Source organism: Sphingobium sp. AntQ-1, assembly GCF_028538045.1.
GTDB lineage: Bacteria > Pseudomonadota > Alphaproteobacteria > Sphingomonadales > Sphingomonadaceae > Sphingobium > Sphingobium cupriresistens.
Genome location: NZ_CP117163.1, coordinates 19,713 through 38,862, shown reverse-complemented (window position 1 = coordinate 38,862; position 19,150 = coordinate 19,713). Strand labels below are relative to the sequence as shown.

The window sequence follows — 19,150 nt, the reverse complement described above, 5'->3', positions numbered from 1 at the left end:
GGACTTAAGACCTTATTGAGACGTAGTCTCTGGACGGCTTTGGGGTACGCCGCGCGCCTGCGCGATCGGCGTCCACAGACCGAGCGTTTGGGAGACGGTGGTTGAGCGGCATTTTGGGCTACGCGCGGGTCAGCACGGGCGACCAGGATGTCGCCGGGCAGACGATGCGTCTCGAACAGGCGGGCGCGATCAAGGTCTTCTCGGACGTGCGTTCGGGCAAGTCGATGGACCGCCCCGGGCTGACTGCATTGCTTTCGTACGCGCGCGCCGGCGACACGCTCGCGGTCGTGAGGCTCGACCGGCTTGGCCGCTCGCTCGGCGAGCTGCTTACCATCGTAACGGCGCTGAAAGATCGCGGCGTCGCACTGCTCAGCCTCGAAGAGAAAATCGACACTTCATCCGCCGCTGGAGAACTGATTTTTCATGTGTTCGGCTCGATCGCGCATTTCGAGCGACGTTTGATCGCCGAACGCACGAAGGACGGCATCGCCGCCGCGCGCGCCAAGGGCAAGTTGCCAGGACGGCGTCCGCTCGACCCGGAAAAGGCGAGCGCGGCGCTCAAGCTCGTCGAAGCCGGGGTGTCGCCCACCGAAGCCGCGCGGCAACTCGGCCTCGGCCGCGCCACCGTTTACCGGGAAATGGCCCTAGCTGGCGTGCGGCGAACCGCTTGAGGGCGCGTTCCGTACCCGTTCTCACCTAACGCAATTCAGAACACATCCGTTGCGATGACCTCCATTACGGCCGTGATCCGATCGTCAAAATCTACACCACAATTACAGACCGATATGCCCCGCTGCATCAAACGGTGATCGCCGGCACTGCTGGCGAAGCGATCCACGCACTCGATGGCATCCTCGGTCACGAAAGCAGCGCCAACTTGTCCGCGCTGCACGTCGATGGCGGCGGCGTTTCGGATATCGTGTTCGCGGTCATGCACTTGCTCGGGCTCGATTTCGAACCCCGCATTCCGCGCCTGTCCGATCGTCGCCTATACGCCTTTGAGACATCCAAGCGCTATGGACGCCTCGCGCCGCTATTCGGGCACCGGCTCAACCGCGATCTGATCGTCAATCACTGGCCCGACATTCAGCGCGTCATCGGAGCGATGCGCGATAGAACCGTCACGCCGTCGCTCATCCTGAAAAAGCTGTCCGCCTACCGGCAACAGAATAGTCTTGCCGCCGCACTGCGTGAGGTCGGACGCATCGAGCGCACGCTGTTCACGCTGCGATGGTTTCAGGACCCGGCGCTTCGCCAGCTCGTCACCGGTGAACTCAACAAGGGCGAAGCACGCAACAGCCTAGCGCGCGCGGTAGCGTTTCACCGGCTCGGACGCTTTCGCGATCGTGGCCTGGAAAACCAGCAAATGCGAGCCGCCGCCCTCAATCTTGTCACTGCCGCCATCATTCTTTTCAACTGCCGCTATCTCGGTCGCGCCTTAGCCGAACTGGAAAAGCGCGGGACAAAACTCGATCCCACTCTGATTTCGCAACTTTCTCCGTTGGGCTGGGACCGGATCAATCTCACCGGCGACTATGTCTGGTCAGATGGAATCGAACTCGACGCCGATGGGCTAATGCCGCTCAAACTGGCCAATCGTTCCTGATCGTTACGCGGCTACCGTGAATCTGTGTCCGAATAATGCACAGGGGCCAGTGTGTTTAACACTGACGGCGCCAAGCCTATCCGGCCCTCACCCAAATGGACGTCAGTTGGAGTCTGCTCAAGCAGACTTATATCCCTGCCGTGACCGTGGCAAACAATGGCAAACCCCCTTGACGACCCGGCCACGACAGCGAAATATCCCGCCATGCCCTCGCCCAAAACCCTCAACCTTGCCAACCTGGAAGCCCTCGGCGCTGCGCGTCTTGCGGCGTTGCTGCTGGAGCTTGCCCAGGGCGACGCATTGGCCAAGCGGCGGTTGAGGATGGAGCTGGCGAGCGCCAGCGGCGGCGGTGAGGATGTCGCGCAGCAGGTGCACAAACGGCTTGTGGCGATCGGCAAGGCCAAGGCCTTTGTCGACTGGCACAAGATCAAGCCGCTGGCCCATGACATCGACATGCAAAGGCGCGCGATTGTCGATCATGTCGCGCCGACCGATCCGGCGCGCGCGTTCGAGTTGATGGCGCGGCTGATCGCCTTGGCGCGGCCCGTCTACGAACGATGCGATGACAGCAATGGCGCGATCGCCGCGATATTCGACAGCGCGCTGGCTGATCTTGCGCCGCTGGCCACGACTGCGCGGTTGCCGGTCGGGACGCTGGTCGATCGCGTGTTCGAGGGGGTTTGCGACAATGGCTATGGCCAGCATGATGGGCTGATCGCGCTGATGGCACCCGCGCTGGGCGACGCCGGGCTGGGGCAGCTCAAGGCGCGGTTCGAGGCGCTGGGCAAAACCCCGCCGGTGCGTCCACCCGACAAGGAGCGGCGCGTGATCGGCTACGGCTCGGGCGGGCCGATGTACGCAGACGAGCTGGATGCGCGGAGTCATGCGCGCACCGTTCACAGCGCGCTGACCGACATTGCCGACGCTCTGGGCGATGTCGACAGTTTCATCGCGCAACATCCCGCCGATGCGCGGCGCAATCCTGCGATTGCCGCGGAAATCGCCGAGCGGTTGCTGGCGGCGGGACGCGGGGACGAAGCGATGCTGGCGATCGAAGCCGCTGCCGCAACCCGACACAAAGGGGGGTACTGGCCCGATTGGGACCGGGTTCGCATCGCTGTGCTGGAGGCGCTGGGGCGCAACGAGGCGGCGCAAGATGGCCGCTGGGATCTGTTCGCCGCCGCGCTCGATGAAAACTATCTGCGCGCCTATCTCAAACGGTTGCCGGATTTCGATGATATCGAGGCGGAGGCGCGCGCCATGGCCCATGTGCGGGCTTTCCCGTCCTTCCATCATGCGCTGCATTTTCTGGTTGCCTGGCCGAATGTGGAGGCAGCCGCGGCCATGGTGCTGGCGCGCGCGGCGGAGATCGACGGCAATCATTACGAGGTGCTGACGCCGGCCGCCGACGCGCTGGAACAGCGGCATCCGCTGGCGGCGACATTGCTGTTGCGCGCGATGATCGACTTCGCGCTGGAGAAGGCGCGGCACAAACGATATCCCCACGCGGCGCGGCATTTGCTCAGCTGCGAAAGCCTGGCGCGTCGGATCGACGATTTCGGCGCGCACCCCGATCACAGCAGCTATCTGGCCACTCTCAAAACGCACCATGGACGAAAGAGCGGGTTCTGGCAGGCTTGATGGCGGCCCTGTCATACATTGCCGGCGCCAAGCCTATCCGGCCCTCCCTCCAAAACAAGTCTGCTCAAGCAGACTCTGCCCATCCCTCACCCCATCTCCGGATAAAGCCGGGGAAACAGCGTCTCCAGCGTGTGCGCGGGGAAGCGCAGCGACACCGGTCCCTTCTCCGTGTCCGATGCCAGTAGCCCCTCCCCCGTCAGGCCGCGCAACACGCGGCGGGCGCTGGTTTCGGGCAGGCCGGTGATGCGTGATGCCTCGCCGCGGGCGAATTCGCCGCGGATCAGCGCCTCATGCAGCAACCGCGCGGCTTCGGGCGCCAGCGTCTCGCTATGCGCGACATAGCGGCTTAGCCGCCCCGCCAGCGTGTCGAGGTCGAACAGCCCCGCCATATAATCGACCTGATCCAGGCACACACGCAGGAACCAGGTGGCAAACAGCGTCAGCCCCCGGAGGGACAGGTTGCCGCGCCCGTCGCGGTCGCCCTGGCGCGGCTCGTCCGCTTGCGCCATGTGGCGGCGATATTCGAGCCGCCCCAGCGGCCCGACATCCAGCCCACGGGCCAAACCGCGCGAAATGGACCACAGTCCATGCGCGCCGATCCCGGCCCGGTGCGCCATCGCATGACTCATCAACCGGCTAACCCGACCATTGCCGTCAGGGAAGGGGTGGATATAGTTGAACCGATGATGCGCGCTCGCCATCGCCAGGATGCGCTTGGCCCGCCCCTCCCCCACCGCCAGCAGGCGCGCATCCGGTGCCGGATCAAAGGCGAAGCGCCGGTAGAAATAGGCCATGAACGTGGCCACATGCGCCGACGATGGCGGAACATGACGACCTACCGACACGTCATGCGCCGCGTCGCTGCGCCATGCCCCCGGCTCCATGCGAAAGGCGCGCACGCCCTCCCCGATCGTCAGCATCGGCTCGCCAGCACCCTCATAAAAGGCGCGGTGCAGCCAGCGGATGAAATCGGGAGACGCCGGGTCGCCCAATGTGCCGTCGCCGGCGTGCGCGTCGATCGCCTGCTGCACGCGAACATGGGCGACCGCCTCGAGCTGGAGGTTGCGGCGGGCATCGTCAGCGTCGGTGATCCCGGCCAGCGCCTGCTCTATCTCGCGCGGACGGGTATTGTGGCCCTCGATCAAATTGCTGTAACAGGTGTTCATGATGCGCACGAGCTGGGCCAGGTTGGCGGCTGTACGCGGATGCAGCGACCGGCCCAGCACCTCGGCGCGCGCGGACAGATCCGCGACCAGATCGAGCAGTTCCCCTTCCGGCGCATCGATACGGGCGGGTTCGATGCGGTCGGGGGCTTCTATACTGTCCATTTGGCCGATCTTCATGGGTCTGAATAGCGCCATATATAGGCATTTTATGGTCTTATGGGAAAGATTCTGGTCGATCTTCTTGCCGATAGCGACAGGGCGCGTTTTGCATCCCGATCGGGACAATTATATGCAATTCCCCCTGCTCGATCATCATTCTTCCTGATCGGGATATTTTTCCATTGACCTTCGATCGGAATGACGATATTGTCCCGATCGGGAATATGATCAAATTGACCTCCACACAGGCGCTCGGTGCTGCTGTCCGTCTCGCGCGCAAACGTGCGGGCCTGCGTCAGGATGAACTAGCCGGGGCGGCGGGTGTCGGCATTCGTTTCATCGTCGAACTGGAGGCAGGCAAGCCTACGCTGCAACTGGGCAAGGCACTGGCGGTGCTGGCGGCGCTGGGCCACAGCCTGCATATCGATACCGAAACGCCATGAGCGCACGCCGTTTGACCGTGTGGTGGGACGGGCGGATCGCGGGCTGTCTGGCGCAGGATCAGCATGGGGATCTATCCTTTGCCTATGATGCGGACTGGCTGGATCGCTCCGATGCACGCCCGCTGTCTCACTCGCTGCCGTTGCAACCGGATATTTTCGATCGGCGCGCCTGTCGGCCCTTCTTCGGCGGACTCTTGCCCGAAGCGGACCAGCGCAGCGGCGTAGCGGGCGCGCTCGGCGTGTCGGCCGCCAATGAGTTCGCGCTGCTCGACCGGTTGGGCGGCGATGTTGCGGGCGCGCTGACATTGCTGCCGGAGGGCGAGATACCCCCCTCCCCTGCCATCTTTGCCGATCCAGCCTTGCCCCTGTCAGACGCCGCTTTTGCCGCCATCCTTGATCGCTTGCCGCACCAGCCCATGCTGGCGGGGGAAGCGGGCCTGCGCATGTCGCTGGCGGGCGCGCAGGCGAAGCTGCCGGTGATCCTTGTCGATGGTCGCCCCGCCCTCCCCCGCCCCGGCGAGGCGACGACGCATATCGTCAAGCCGGAGATTCCTCGCTTCGCCGGATCGGTCGCCAATGAAGCTTGGTGCATGGCGCTGGCCCGCACGGTCGGACTGGACGTAGCCGAGGCGGTCGCGTGCGAGGCAGACGGGCGACCCTATCTGCTCGTCACCCGCTATGATCGGGCGCAGCGCGATGGCGTGATGGTCCGCCTGCACCAGGAGGATGCGTGCCAGGCTTTAGGTATTCCGTCCGAACGCAAATATGCAGCAGAAGGCGGGCCAGCCTTTCGGGATATGTTTGCGCTCACCCGCGCCTATGTCCGGCAACCGGCGGTCGATGTCATCAGGCTGGTCGATGCGGCGATCTTCAACCTCGCGATCGGCAATGCTGACGCACATGGGAAGAATTTCTCCTTCCTGCTCGATGGCGATGGGCCTCGGCTTGCGCCGCTCTATGATCTGCTTTCAACGCGGGCGTGGCCGGAATTGAGCGCGCGGCAGGCGATGCGGGTCGGACGGGCCGGCATGATCGAGGAACTGGACCAGGATGCCTGGCTGCGCTTTGCGAGCGATGCGGGGATCACCCTGCCCTTCCTCCGTCGCCGGATCATCACGATGACGGACGCAATCATGTCGGTTGTCGATGAGGCGCGCACATCGTCGGCGATTGCTGTGCAGACCGGATTGCGAGCTGCGATGTTGCGTCAGTCCCTGGATTGAGCGTTTCTCCTCTTTCCCCGATTATCGAAAAATCTCGGTCTGTTAGAGGGTTTATATTGGGGTTAGACAGTTAAGCGGGACCCAAGGGCTAGGAACGCGAGAGATAAGCGCGAGTCGTCATCGTCGCGCCGTTCCTGAAGTGTCGGCCTTGCGTCCCTGAAATGTCGAAGCCGATGTTCCCGAAATGTCGTCGGCTGGTTCCCGAAGGTGCGAGAGCCGTTCCCCATGTGTCGAAGGCGGCGGAATGCAGGATTTTGACGCGCGGCAATTGAATCAGTTTGCCAGGCCTTTGTGGGATAGTCGTTCAAATCGGAGCGGTGCATCGTCGCTGTCGCTAGCGCCGGGTGCGGGCGTGGCAATCCTGCTGGTCAAACCCGACACTTCGGGAACGTCGGGGGCGATGGGTCAGCGTAGCGTGTGCCGGTTTTTCGCGTCGAAGCGGCGGACGAAGCCGATGAAGGCGTTCTGATAATTGACCGGCGTGCGGGTCGCGTCGCTGCCGATCCATTCGCGAAATTCCTGGTGCAGCACCTGATAGTCCCAGCCTGGACATTCGGCACGCAGGGTAGCGAAGGTGGCGTCGGTCAGCTCGCCCGCGCTGGCGCGGGTGGACAGGCTGGTGACGCTGTTGCGGACCAGGCTGCGCGCGTCGAGCAGCGGTTCGGCATCGGGCACCGATGCTGGCGAACGCGGGGTCGGCGTGGCGGGCTTTGCGCGGGCGGGACGGATGTCCTGCGTCGTCGGCACGTCCTGCCCTTCGGGGCGGCGGCGCATGCGGATACTCGGTTCGCGCTTGCCGACGGGCTGCTCCAGTTCCAGCGCATAGCCCGGCAGGGCATTGCGCTCGGCGATCTTGAGCAGCTCGAACTTGAAGCGGCGATACTGGCCTTCCGCGCCGGACTTTTCGAACAGGGTCGGCATGGAGATGGCGAAGCCCGCCTCCCCTGCCCCGCCGGCATGTTTGCGCGCGACGCGATAGAGCCAGCGTTCGCGCCCGCCGGTCAGGTCGAAATAGGCGCGGTCGATCGACAGCACACCGCCCTGCATCAGCACGCCTTCATAGAACCAGTTGGACAGCTCGATCGTCATGCCGCGCGATCGCTCGGTCTTTTCGTCCACCAGCTGGGTCCAGCCATCGAGCCAGCTGAAGGTCGCCTCTCGCCGGTTGTCGGCGCGGATATTGGTCTTGATCGTGGTCGACACCAGACGGTCTAGCGACTGGCCCAGCAATTCATAGGCTCGGCCCGTGGTCGGGCGGTGGATGGCGCGCAGCAGGTCGTAGGGCATCAGGTGCAGCTTGCGGGGAATGTCGTTAAGGCCGCGCCGCGCCATGTCGGCCAGCGTCGAGGCGCAGTAGATCAAGATGTCCGCGTCCCAGATCGTCGCCATGCCATAATCGGGATTGGCCGAGACATGGACCCACGCCTTGCCGTCGGGGGAACGATAGTCGATCGGCTTGACCCGTTTCGACTTGGCGAGGGAGAAGAAGGGGCGCTCCATCATCTCGCGCTGGTCGCGCAGCGGCAAGTCCGCCAGATAGGGGAGGAACAGATCGAACTGATCGTTGATCGCGGTCTTGGCGGCGCGGGTCATCTGGCGATGTTTCCCTGGGGAAACCAAGAGGCCCTTATAGTAGTGCGCGTGATTGGAGCAGGCCGTTCGGCGCGTTTCCCTGGGGAAACGGAGCGTAGCGCAGTTCGCTCAAGGCAAACGCTCATGCCTGCAACCCCCGGCCTTCGCGCTCCAGATGGCGCAAGGCTTCGCGCAGGGCGTTGGCCATATCCTCGACGCTGGCGCCCGATCCGGCGTGCAGCCGCACCGTGATGCCCTGGCGGTTCACCGACTGGACGCTGAGCGCGGGTCGCCCATGTGGCGTGGTCCAGGTGAAGGGAACGGGCGCGTCGGCCGCCGTGTCGTCGCGCGGCGCGTCGAGCAGGCGGCGCAGCACGTCGGGCGCGGGCAGGGCAGGGGCTTCGCTCGCGCGCAGTGCCTGTTGCTCGGCGGCGATCCGATTTGCCGCAGCGACGATCGCCCTGGCGGCGGTCTTGTCATCCATCGCCTGCGCAAGCGCATAGGCCGGCTTCAACTGCACGTCGGCAGGCGAGGCAAAGGCGGCGATCACGCTGTCGGGGATGCCGGCCACCTTGATCATCTTGCTGAGCCAGCCCTTCGACAATTTCAGCCGCTCGGCCATGCGAGTGAGGTGACTGCCATAATGGTCGCCCAGCGCGCTGGCATAGTTGCGCGCCCGCTCCAGGTCCGACACATCCTTGCGCGCGCGGTTTTCCAGATCGGCGAGGCGGAACGCGGCCTCGTCGTCCAGCGCGGCGACCTGTGCCACGAATTGCATGTCGGGATAGCTGTTGCGGCGCAGCCAGCTAATCGACCAGTGCCGCCGCGTACCCGCGATCACTTCATAGTCGCAGGCCGGATCGCCATCGACCCGGCGGATGATGGCGGGCACTTTCTGCCCACCTTCGGCGATGATCGAATCTATCAACTCACGGCAATTTTCCTCCGACAGGTGCCCATAAGCGCGGGCATTGCCGGGCCAGATGCGGACACGGGCGGGGTCGAGCAGCAACTGCGTGACCTGCCGCACTTCGCCCGAGGCGACGCGGGCGAGCGCCGATTCACGGCCGAGCAAAGTCGTGCCGCTGCGCGGCGGAACGGACGGGGAGGGGGGCGTGGCCTCGTCCTGCGCCTGCACGCTCTCCGCGGGCTGCTGGTCGGGATCGTCCGCCAGCAGCGCCGACAGATAATCGGATTGCTTACGCGCCATGATTCACCCCGACATCGAACGAATCAAAAGAACATATGGCGAACATATCCTTGTAGGAAAGCATATTATGCCGCATTGACGATATCCTCTTCCCGCGCCGGGGCGACACGGCCCCAGCCCTGACGCACCAGTGCTTCGATCTGGCCCATCGCCTCGTCCAGATTGGCGCGGCATCTTTTGTGCGTCTTGGGCGTGCCGACCGGGCGTTCCAGTTCATAGACGGTCATCATCCGCAGCGCCGCATGGCTGATTTCCGCGCTTTCCAGGATGGGAACGGGGAGGAGGGCAGGGCCGAAACTCTGTTCCATGATGGTGCGGACCATCGCATGGCTGGGATCGTTGCTGTCGAATTTGGAGCAGATCAGCCGCACGAAACTATAATCCACCGCGATCCCCGCCTGCTGCAACTGATTGATCACCTGGTCCATCATCGAGAGGAATTGCACGGTCGAGCAGAAATCGGGCGTGGTCGCCGCCATCGGCACCAACAGCGCATTGGCCGCCTGCATCACCGCCAGGCTGATCGTGCCCAGCGCGGGGGGCGGATCGAGCAGGACGATGTCATAATTGCGCGCCAGATCGGCCAGCCCCTGTTTGAGCTTGCGGAAGCGCGCGGCGAGTACGGAACCGCCATCGCTGCCCGCCGCCGCCAGCTCATATTCGACATCGAACAATTCCAGGTTGGAAGGGATCAGATCGACATTGGGCCAGGGCGTGCGCTTGACCGCGTAGAGCAGGTCGGCCTGGGTCGGGTCGATCGACAGATAGGGATAGAGCGTCTCCTCCCGCTTGATATTGAAATGCGGGTTAAAGCCGAACAGCGTGGTGGTGGTCGCCTGGCTGTCGCAATCGACCACCAGCACGCGATAGCCCTGCACCCCGAAATAATGGGCGAGGTGACAGGTAACGGTGGATTTGCCGACGCCGCCCTTGAAATTCTGCACCGCGATGATCGCAGGCATGTCCATCGGCGCGCGCTCGGGCGAAGCACCCAGCACCTGCCGCATGTTCAGCAATTCCTCTATCGTATAGCCGGGCCGGCGACCATTTTCGGTCGGCGGGGCAGGGGGGAGCCGCCCGTCCTCCTCCGCCATGCGGATGCGGTTGGTGGAACAGTCGAGCAACTGCGCGGCTTCCGCAATGCCATAGCGGACATTGAGGCCCTTGCGGCTTTCGGGCAGGAACGCCTTGCGCCGCAGCCGCTCGATCATGCGCTCGCCCGATTGCGCGAGTTCGCCGATCTGATCGGTTATTGCATTCATGTACGGCTCCAATGCGGCGATTGAATGAATTTTCCCATGGACATGGCACATATTGTTCAACAGGCAAAGCGCTTCGCGAAACCGGTTGGCAAGAGTTATGCGATAGCCTGGCAGGCATGAATGCCATCACACCCCTGTCATTGCCCGCCGCCGATAGCTGGCCGACCCTGTGGAGCCAGTGCAATGGCTGGCGCGGGCGGGCGACCGACGAATTTGCGCGCGCAGAGGCGGTCGTCAGTGAAGCCTTGCTGCACCTTGCAGCGGTGCCGGAGCGGGGCAGCGGCATTGCGCTGCCGCATCTCGTGGGCCAACGCTTCGCCCTAATGGCCAGGCTGGTCGGGGAAGGCGGCCCGTTTGCAGTCGAGGGCAAAGGCGTTGCGAAGGCTCTGGCGGAGTGGGGCGCAGAGGAACCGTTGCGCGCGTTGCTCTGCCATGGCGTGGTGACGGTGACCGTCGATCATCGGGGGTGCTGGCACATGGTCGTGCGCGTGATGGCATTTCGCGCGGGCAAGGCGACGCGCGACATCATGGTGCTGGACGCAGACGAAGCGGACGCCCGTTTGAAGGCGCTGCATGTGCGCCGACAAAGGCTGGAAGGGCGGTTGCGGGCCATGATGGCGGGATTGAGGGCGGCATGACGGAACGCGCGTCGCCGACATGGTGGTGAATCAAGTGATATTAGTGAGTTTACAGAAAACCGATAAACCGCCATAACATCGCTATGGATGCACGCAGAAACCCATTCGCTCCCGGTGCCGGAACACCGCCCCCTGAACTAGGCCCAGTCGGCCCGAAGCTGCGATTTTGGCCATGTTGAAGAACAAAGATTGAACATGGCGATCTACCAGGCTCGCTCTTGTCCTCCAATCTCGTAAACATCGGTCTCGATCGAGCACCTGTAGCTCTCTGCGATGTTGAACATCTCTGTCTGGAGAGATGCGATCTCATCATCGAGGCTGACGCCATCGGCACCCTGATCATAGGCGACGGTCAGCGTGTAATCGCAGTTCCCGGTCTTTTGCATCTGGTAATCCCGCTCCAGCATCGCCTCAATGCGCTCGCGAGCGGGCTTTCTGCCACGACCATGCTTGTTGAAGTTCTCGATGGTCAGATGCAGGGCGATGGTGACAGAAGGCGGCTTTTCCGGCAGCCCGATCCTTGAAGGAATGACGTCAAGCGCCCGATAGACGGTCATTCTTGAGATCTTGAGGTCGCGCGCGACGCTGGCCTTGCTCGCGCCGGCGGTGATCCGGCGTCGGATTTCATCGTCATCGATGTTTTTCTTCCGGCCTTTGTAGACGCCTTCGGCGCGCGCCGCCTCGATCCCGGCGCGCTGCCGGTCCTTGATGAACGTCAGTTCCATGTCCGCGACCATGCCCAGAATGGTGATCACCATCCGCCCCATGCTTCCGGCCGTCGTCACCTCCGGCTCAAGCACCCGCAATGAGGCTCCCTTCTGGTCGAGTTCATGAACCAGATTGAGAACATCGCGTGTGGAGCGACCGAGCCGATCGAGACGCAGGACGACGAGTTCGTCATCGGCGCGCAGGAACTGCATGATCGTCTCAAGCTCCGTGCGTCCAGTGCGCGATGCGCCCGAGCCTGTTTCGGAGCGGAGGATTTCACAGCCCGCTGCCTTCAACCGGGCAACCTGGATGTCGAGATCCTGGTCGATGGTGCTGACGCGGGCGTAGCCGACGCGGGTCATGGGCAAATCCGTCACATTAGGGTGGCTTTGCCCTCGTACAGTAACATTGGTGACGGAACCACCCTTTTGTGACATGTCGTATATGTCACTTCCGATCGTCACGTTCGGGTGCACCCAAATGGTGCGAGCGGAAAGGCCCCGGTCAGGCAGCAAGCCGCCCAAAATCGATCCGGCTATTCAGATCGAGGTCGAAGCGGCCATAAGGATTGACGTGGCTGTAAATCAGCGGTGTGAGGCCGCGATAATCATCCGGCGTCATCCGGCCCGTCCATTTCGGTTCCACCAGCACGCTCTGAAGCATTCGGGTGTTCACATAGACAAGCGACGCTTGCAGCAAATGTAGCGCCAGGACCGAGAGCTGCTGCTCATCGATGCGGTTAGTGGCGATCTCGCCGCCCTTGCCGAAGAAAACGAACCCATTGGCACTGTTCCAGTTTTCAACGACATTCAGGCCTTCATGAATTTCGCGGCGGAAGGACTCCTCGCGCAGATACCGGCACAGGAAGATCGTCTTGACCGCGCGGCCCAGCTCACTCAACGCCTTGTAGGTCGGGTGCATCACCTCGGAGCGGCTAAACCGGCGCAGGATCGCCTCCGGGTCGGCGGTTTTTGTCTGCATCGCGGCTGCATATTTGACCATCTCGTCATATTGCTGCTCGATCTCATCCCAGTTGATCGGACTGGAGAGGATCGGCTGCAAGTGGGGAAGCCGCGTTCGCATGCCGACATCGGGAAGAGCCAGCTTCTGGCGAGCGATCGCTTTCAGGCGGGGTGCAAGCTCAAATCCGAGAAGCCGGCAAAATGCAAAGCCAACCGCGCTTTGGCCATGACTATCAACATATTGTCGCTGGATTTCCATGTCGGTGCAATGGCGCAGCACGCCCTCGATCATGGAGGCGACCTCGGAGGAAGAGCAGCGCTTGAGCTGGGAATAGACGCATGTCGCGCGTCGTTCGACATGCCAGTAGATCATGACGCCCCGTCCACCATAACGCGCATGCCATTCCGTCATCAGGTTGCGATCCCAGGCTCCGAACTTTGTGGAATCTGACGCACAGGCCGTGCCGGCGTCCCCCCAGACTGCAGCATTGCGGATTGCCAGGGTCGCATTCGCAACCCTGGCACACGCCTCCTTGAGCGCCGCGGCATGAACGAAGCGGCGATGGACATGCAGCAGCTCTTCATAGCTGACATCGGGGGTGGCGCCGGCGATCCGCTTGAGCCCGGCATTCGTTCCCAGGCCGTAGAGGCATAGCAGGAGACGTTGATCCAGCGCGGTTTTCGGCAGTGCAACACGCGAGGCCGATGTTTCGAACGCTTCGAGAAGTCCCGTATCAAGGGCAGCCTCCTTCAGTACGTCGAGCAGCCCGGTCATCGGCCAGCGTTGGCCGATCTCGGTCTTGATCGAGGCGAGACCCCTGGGTTCGGGCAAGGGTTTGAACGGGGTGAGAGATATACGGTTCTCGCCGCGCCACAGCAGCCGAACCTTGTCGTTCCGGGGAATATTGGCATTGAGGAGCAACAGTTCCTGAGCAAGCTCTTCCCGGATGGCGCTTGAAAATGCACGCGCATCCGCCGTCAGGTTCAATCCTGTGTAATATGCTTCTCGCCGCGCATCGAAGTCCTTGGGAAGATCGTCATCGGGATTGCGGTATCGGTCCGCCCCGACAACCCAGATTTCCTTAGAACGGATGCGATCGCGCAGTTGCGCGAGGACACAAAGCTCATAACTGATCCGGTTTACGCGCCCCTCTTCATCAATGACGGAACTGCGCCATCTCGCCGGAATGACCTCGTCGACCGGCACTGCGTGCGGCGGCACGTAGCGGCATCCATCATCCACTTTGCTTCTGATCCAGTCCAGGGCCGCCAGCACCGGACGCCACACGGCGTTGTTCGACCGGAACTCCAGTGCCGAAAGCAGGCTTGGCAGCATACGGCGATAATGATTGGCCCATGACCTCCGCATCACCTTGTAGATCCGCCGATCCAAGGCGCCCTTTGCCTGGCTTTCCTTGATGATCGCCGCCAGTTTGTCCTTGCCGGCGATTGGGAAAATGACATCGCAGATGCGCCCGGATGGATCGTCGATCGAAGCGCTGGCAATCTCGACCAGGAGTCGCTCCTTGCCATAGACCCGCTCGATGTCTTTCGCGATATCGCCCACCACCTTGCGTTTCGAGCGCGATCCGATCTTATGGACCGTCTCGATCAGCAGGTCGACCATCGCATCCGTAAGCTGAGCTTCCCGCGCCATCAGATAAACGGCATAGAGCCCGAGCTGGCGCGCCGGTACATGCCGGCGCATCTCCGAGGCTTTCTCGCCGGCAACCCGGCGAACGATCTGATCGACCCATGCCTTGCCCGTGACCGATAGGAAATCTCGGGGAAGAGCAAGCCGTTGGATAAAGGCGAGTTTGGCGGTCACGCCAAGAATGTTTTCGAGCGTCGCCTGACCTGCATCCCCCTTCATCGTGTTGAAGCCGGTCGGGCCATCGGGATCGGCGAGCGAGGCTTCCAGCAAGGCGACCGCATCCGGCGCAAGCCGATCGCGGACTCGGGCCAACAGGGCCTCCAGATAGAGGTGTCGTTGCGAACGGACGAGGCGTTCCAGCTCCTTGCGCGACGGCCCATAGATAGGGTCGTGCGGCTGAGCGGAACAAGAAAGTGTCGTAAGGGGCATTATTTCTTTTCAAAAGTCCCATTCGGAATTAGGTTGGCGTAGCGGTCTGAGGCCGCCGTTTGCGACGGCGTCGGGCACGGAGAAGTCGTAGCTCCCGAGGAAATTGATGTGACGCCAGAATATCGGCGAGAGTCGAGCGATATCGGCGGGCAGCGGTGGCGCCCCGGCCTCGCTGAGTTGGCGCACGGTTTCCTGCATGTAGACAGCGTTCCAGTGGACGATGGAGTTGAGGGCGAGACCGAGGACCCCGAGCTGCTCCTCTTGGCCTTGACGCAAAGGGCTTCTGATTTCGCCCCGATCGCCGTGATGGACGCGCCGACCGAGCTTGTGGCGCAATTCCTGCCGGTTGAGCTGAAACAAGATCCGTCGGCGGAACGGTCGGTCGTCGATGTATCGCAGGATGTGCAGCGTCTTGATGATGCGCCCCAGTTCAGACAGGGCCTTGGCCAGGGTCGTTGGGCGGTCTTTGACCTGCAGCATGCGCATGACGCCTGCGGCCTTGAGGTGGCCGAGCTTGATCGACCCGGCCAAACGGATCAGGTCGGACCAGTTTTCCCTAATCAGATTGATTTTGATCCTGCCCCAGGCAATCTCATCGAATTGTCCGTAGCTCGCCTGGCGGTCGATGCGCCACAGCTTCGCGCCGCCGATGTCCGCCAGACGGGGGCTGAATCGGTAGCCCAGGAGCCAGAACAGGCCGAAAATTGCGTCGGAATAGGCAGCGGTGTCGGTCATAATCTCCAGAGGATCGAGCTCGGTTTCCTGCTCCAGCAGGAGAGCCAGGACGACCAAACTGTCGCGCAAGGTGCCGGGGATGACCGCTCCGGCCAGCCCGCTGAACTGATTGGAAATCATGTTGTACCAAGTGACGCCGCGCTCCTGGCCATAGTATTTGGGATTGGGGCCGGCATGTATGGCGCTCGACGGAGCGACAAACCGCATTCCGTCCGCGCTGGCCACCTCTCCGGCGCCCCAGTGGCGAACGATATCCAGGCGATTGTGGGCGGCAACGATCGCGGCGTTCGCCGCAGCTATGGTCTCAGGCCGAATGAAATTCTGATTGACCCAAGACAGCCGGTCGCGACGCAGAGCCGCAATTTCCGGGCGCACAACTGGCTCAAGACCGATGTTGCAGGCGCCGCCGACCAGGGTTGCGCACAGGCTTATCTCGAAGTGCTCGACGGTGGCCTGACGCTCGCTCAGATGGGTAAAGGACTTGGCGAATCCGGTTCGCGCCATGACTTCAAGAAAGATGTCGGGCATCCCCGCCTTCGGCATGCGCGTTTGGACGGCGCCGCGCAGCGCACGAAGGCTCTCGGATTCATCAAGCTTGTCGAGGGGCGTGACCACAATCCCGGTCTTGTCGGCGACCGTCTCGAAACGCAGGTCAGGATTGTGGCCGGCGCGCGCGACGACATGTCGATATGCCTCGTCGAGAAGGCGGGAGAGACCGTCAATCTCAGTGTCGGCTTCCAGAGATCGGCCCAGGGCGCGTGCCACCATCAACCTGGAATTGTGCCAGGACTCGCCCTCGAGCATCCCGCGCCGAGGATCTCCGTATCGGATGCCGGGCTTGGCGAACACATCGCGATGCTTGATCGCGAGACGCCATGCATCGATGATCGCGAAGACATAGGCTTTCGGGTCCCGCACACTGCCTTCATGATCCAGGACATGTTGCCTCCACGCCTTTGGGATCGCAGCGGTCGGTGCGCCGCGCATCTTGGCGAGAGACGACCAGTCGTCTACGCCCTTGAGGTAGCTGATCGCGGCCTTGACGTTTTTGCCGCCCGGGGCGGCGTCGGTCTCGATGCGGTTGGTGATTTCGAAGAACAATTTCCGGGCACCCCGCCACTTTCTCCGCAGTTGGTCGTAGGGCTTGCTCTCTGCGGGCTTGGCGATCGCCTCCACCTTGGACATGGCGGCCTCGATGTCGGGACGGGGCAACCGCTCGAAGAGCACATCTCTCCATTCATTGAGGGGCAGGACATCGTCGGTCAAAACCAACAGACCCATCGCGTGGAGCAGCATCGCGGCGCCATCGAGATCGCGCAGACTGCGCAGACGGTCCTGTTTGTCGGCGGCTTCGGCCCCCTTCACCAAATCGGCAAGCAGAACCTCGGCCAGCTCGGCGGCATCGTCCTGGGCCGCCGCTTCGAGCGTATGGAAGAGCGCGGCTACAGTCGCGGTTCGACGAGGCTCCTGAAGGGCCGCAATGGCCGAAGGCTTGCTGACACGCGCTACCCGCGCGAGCCGCTCAAGGGTTGTCGCGGGAACACCCCTTGGTGGCGCCGGCCGCAGATTGAACGCCCGGACCGCATCGAGCCGATCAAGGTGACGGAAGAGCTCGGTCGGCATGCGCTTGGAGGGCACTGTCCGCAGCGCGTCCAAGGCGGCGAACGTGGATGTGTCGCCATCGTCAAACAGGGCGGCGATGCGCGCGCGTTGGTCATCGCTCAAGCTGGCGACCAGATGGCGCCAAAGCCTGGTCCGCGCACGATCGCGGATTCTGCCGACCAATCGCTCGACGACCGTGACGCCTGGCAGCAGCACCTTGTTGGCGATCAGCCAGGCCGCCGCTCGATCAATCAAGGGGCCGGGCCGCTCGTCGCCGCTCCAACAAAGGGCGTAGAGCCATCTGGTCAATCGGAAACGCGCCACCGCGTTGTCGCCAAAGTCCGTGAAGCCGCAGTGCGTCCGGATGAGCGCGAGGTGCCGGATGCGCCGGCTTCCCGCAAAATAGGCGTCCACGTCCGTGGCGGGCTCAAGAGCGAGTTGTTCGATCACGGTCGCCAGGACCGACGCGGGGATCTCGGAAGGAGAGACTGGAAATGCGCCCAGAAACCGGGCGCTCGTCAGCATCACGGTGAAGCCGAGCCGATTATGGTCTCCGCGCAGAGTTCCAATGAGGTCGCGATCAGTTTGGTCCAGATGGAAATATCGCGCGAGTTGGTCGGCCGACGGTTCGCCGTCGAAGCGAGAAAAGCCCTGACGCTGGGCATCAGTGAGGTGACGGGTGGGCATACCGTGCGAAACTTCCAACTTTTGCGAAGGGGACGGCCGATGCCGATAAACAAGGCGAATTTCTTCGCAAAATATATGTGCGAAATAAAGTCGTTTTGCAGCAACTTTCGCACAATGGCGGGAGCCTCCGCATGAAGCTCGGCTACGCGCGCGTCTCCACCGAGGATCAGAACCTGGACATCCAGTGCGCTCGGCTCTCGGAGGCTGGCTGTGAAATGATGTTCGACGAGAAAATATCAGGGGCCGCTCGTGGCCGGCTCGAGCTTGAAAAGCTGATGGGCCACCTGCGCAAAGACGATGTTCTCGTCGTCACCCGCCTCGATCGTTTGGCGCGATCCACCATCGAACTCTTGCACATCGCGGAACGTATCAGGGAAAAGCAGGCAGGATTACAATCGCTTGATGAACCTTGGGCCGATACCACGTCCCCGTCTGGCGTGATGATCATGACCGTATTCGCCGGGATCGCCCAGTTCGAGCGGTCTCTAATATTGAGCCGAACCGACGAGGGTCGAAAGGCGGCTATGGTGCGCGGCGTGACCTTCGGACGCCCAAAGAAAATGCGACCCGATCAGGCCGAGCTTGCTCGCCAACTTGTTCTGGAGGGCAAATCAATCAGCTCCGTCGCCAGGACCTTCAATGTTCACCCGGCCACTATCTATCGCTGCATTGAGCCAAACGGCTCCTTATGACACTTTTCTGTTCCGCTCAGCCGCACGACCCGTCTCCTAATCGCGCCGGTTATCTTTGCTTTCCGCGAGCCTCCGCGTAGCGAAGGTCGACGTCTTGGCGGAGGCTATGGCCCCTACGTCCGGTATATGCGGAGCCACTGGCGCTACTTCGTCGGGCATCATCTTGGATATGTCATGGCGCAGAGCGTCTCGATCGCGGTGATGAGCTGGACTCCCTCCTATTTCACGCGAGTCCATCACTGGACGCCGTCCGAAGTCGGCATCTGGTTTGGCACCGCGGTGCTCGTAGCGCCACTGATCGGACTTCTGGGGCATGGGTGGATTTGTGACAAACTGTTGGCCCGCGGTGTGCAGGACATTCATTTGCGTTATCAGTTTTTCATCCTTCCGCTGGCGCTTGGTCCGTTGTGCGCAGCTTATCTGATGCCCAATGCGATGGTGGCGCTTGTGTTGTTGGGCACGGCTGTAACGTTCCTGTGTGGCAGCGGTGCGATTTGTGCAGCTTCATTGCAACTGGCGGTCCCAGGCGATCAGCGGGGCAAGGCAGCTTCTATTTGGGTCCTTGTGGGCGGCATCGCGCCAATAGTCGGTCCGAGTGGCGTTGCCGCCATCAACCAGCATATTTTCAAGAGCAGCGGCGCGGTGGGACAGAGCCTGGCCGTCTACTGCACCGGCGCCACAGTGCTCGCCTTGATGCTGTTCATGCTGGCGAGGGGCGGCTTCTCCAGGATGGATCAACCTAACTAATAAATAAGCAAAGG

Annotated in this window: 13 protein-coding genes and 2 pseudogenes; 8 read left to right on the top strand and 7 right to left on the bottom strand. The window is 62.5% G+C overall.

Annotated elements, in window-relative coordinates:
* The first annotated feature begins 101 nt into the window (after window positions 1-101).
* From sphantq_RS24040 to sphantq_RS24030, 3 genes and pseudogenes are all read left to right on the top strand, one after another.
* On the top strand, window positions 102-671 hold the full coding sequence (locus sphantq_RS24040) for a recombinase family protein (protein ID WP_272800854.1): 570 nt from the start codon (window positions 102-104) through the stop codon (window positions 669-671).
* Window positions 672-733: 62 nt separating this feature from the next.
* A pseudogene (locus tag sphantq_RS24035) lies at window positions 734-1,606 on the top strand (Tn3 family transposase); the annotation flags it as partial.
* A 156-nt stretch (window positions 1,607-1,762) separates the two neighbouring features.
* Complete coding sequence (locus tag sphantq_RS24030; RefSeq protein WP_272800853.1) at window positions 1,763-3,247, top strand: DUF6880 family protein; 1,485 nt, start codon at window positions 1,763-1,765, stop codon at window positions 3,245-3,247.
* Window positions 3,248-3,333: 86 nt separating this feature from the next.
* Here sphantq_RS24030 and sphantq_RS24025 read toward each other — a convergent pair whose 3' ends face one another.
* On the bottom strand, window positions 3,334-4,590 hold the full coding sequence (locus sphantq_RS24025; RefSeq protein WP_272800852.1) for a Fic family protein: 1,257 nt from the start codon (window positions 4,588-4,590) through the stop codon (window positions 3,334-3,336).
* Window positions 4,591-4,796: 206 nt separating this feature from the next.
* Between sphantq_RS24025 and sphantq_RS24020 the strand changes: the two genes are divergently transcribed.
* Both sphantq_RS24020 and sphantq_RS24015 read left to right on the top strand, forming a co-directional pair.
* Complete coding sequence (locus sphantq_RS24020) at window positions 4,797-5,015, top strand: type II toxin-antitoxin system Y4mF family antitoxin (RefSeq protein ID WP_272800851.1); 219 nt, start codon at window positions 4,797-4,799, stop codon at window positions 5,013-5,015.
* Entirely contained in the window at window positions 5,012-6,238 is a 1,227-nt protein-coding gene (locus sphantq_RS24015) for a type II toxin-antitoxin system HipA family toxin (RefSeq protein WP_272800850.1), read from the top strand. Before sphantq_RS24020 ends, sphantq_RS24015 begins: the two co-directional genes overlap by 4 nt.
* 405 nt (window positions 6,239-6,643) lie before the next feature.
* Here sphantq_RS24015 and sphantq_RS24010 read toward each other — a convergent pair whose 3' ends face one another.
* From sphantq_RS24010 to sphantq_RS24000, 3 genes are all read right to left on the bottom strand, one after another.
* The gene (locus sphantq_RS24010) at window positions 6,644-7,831 is read right to left on the bottom strand and encodes a replication initiator protein A (protein WP_272800849.1); all 1,188 of its coding nucleotides are present in this window, start codon (window positions 7,829-7,831) and stop codon (window positions 6,644-6,646) included.
* 121 nt (window positions 7,832-7,952) lie between these two features.
* The gene (locus tag sphantq_RS24005; protein WP_272800848.1) at window positions 7,953-9,020 is read right to left on the bottom strand and encodes a ParB/RepB/Spo0J family partition protein; all 1,068 of its coding nucleotides are present in this window, start codon (window positions 9,018-9,020) and stop codon (window positions 7,953-7,955) included.
* A 65-nt stretch (window positions 9,021-9,085) separates the two neighbouring features.
* Window positions 9,086-10,282 (bottom strand): AAA family ATPase, encoded by a 1,197-nt coding sequence (locus sphantq_RS24000; RefSeq protein ID WP_272800847.1) that lies wholly within the window; start codon window positions 10,280-10,282, stop codon window positions 9,086-9,088.
* A gap of 116 nt (window positions 10,283-10,398) precedes the next feature.
* On the opposite strand from sphantq_RS24000, the gene sphantq_RS23995 reads away from it, so the two are divergent.
* Entirely contained in the window at window positions 10,399-10,920 is a 522-nt protein-coding gene (locus sphantq_RS23995; RefSeq protein ID WP_272800846.1) for a hypothetical protein, read from the top strand.
* A gap of 203 nt (window positions 10,921-11,123) precedes the next feature.
* On the opposite strand, the gene sphantq_RS23990 is transcribed toward sphantq_RS23995, so the two are convergent.
* The 3 genes and pseudogenes from sphantq_RS23990 to sphantq_RS23980 form a co-directional block, all read right to left on the bottom strand.
* Window positions 11,124-11,990, bottom strand: coding sequence for a recombinase family protein (locus tag sphantq_RS23990; RefSeq protein ID WP_006961816.1), 867 nt, complete (start codon window positions 11,988-11,990; stop codon window positions 11,124-11,126).
* Window positions 11,991-12,132: 142 nt separating this feature from the next.
* A pseudogene (locus tag sphantq_RS23985) lies at window positions 12,133-14,628 on the bottom strand (Tn3 family transposase); the annotation flags it as partial.
* Between the two features lie 54 nt (window positions 14,629-14,682).
* Window positions 14,683-17,697, bottom strand: a complete 3,015-nt coding sequence (locus sphantq_RS23980) for a Tn3 family transposase (RefSeq protein WP_059153620.1) — start codon at window positions 17,695-17,697, stop codon at window positions 14,683-14,685.
* Window positions 17,698-17,828: 131 nt separating this feature from the next.
* Between sphantq_RS23980 and sphantq_RS23975 the strand changes: the two genes are divergently transcribed.
* Window positions 17,829-18,389: a recombinase family protein gene (locus sphantq_RS23975; RefSeq protein WP_059153619.1), complete on the top strand. Its 561-nt coding sequence runs from the start codon at window positions 17,829-17,831 to the stop codon at window positions 18,387-18,389.
* 174 nt (window positions 18,390-18,563) lie between these two features.
* Window positions 18,564-19,136: a hypothetical protein gene (locus sphantq_RS23970; protein WP_272800875.1), complete on the top strand. Its 573-nt coding sequence runs from the start codon at window positions 18,564-18,566 to the stop codon at window positions 19,134-19,136.
* Window positions 19,137-19,150 lie beyond the last annotated feature (14 nt).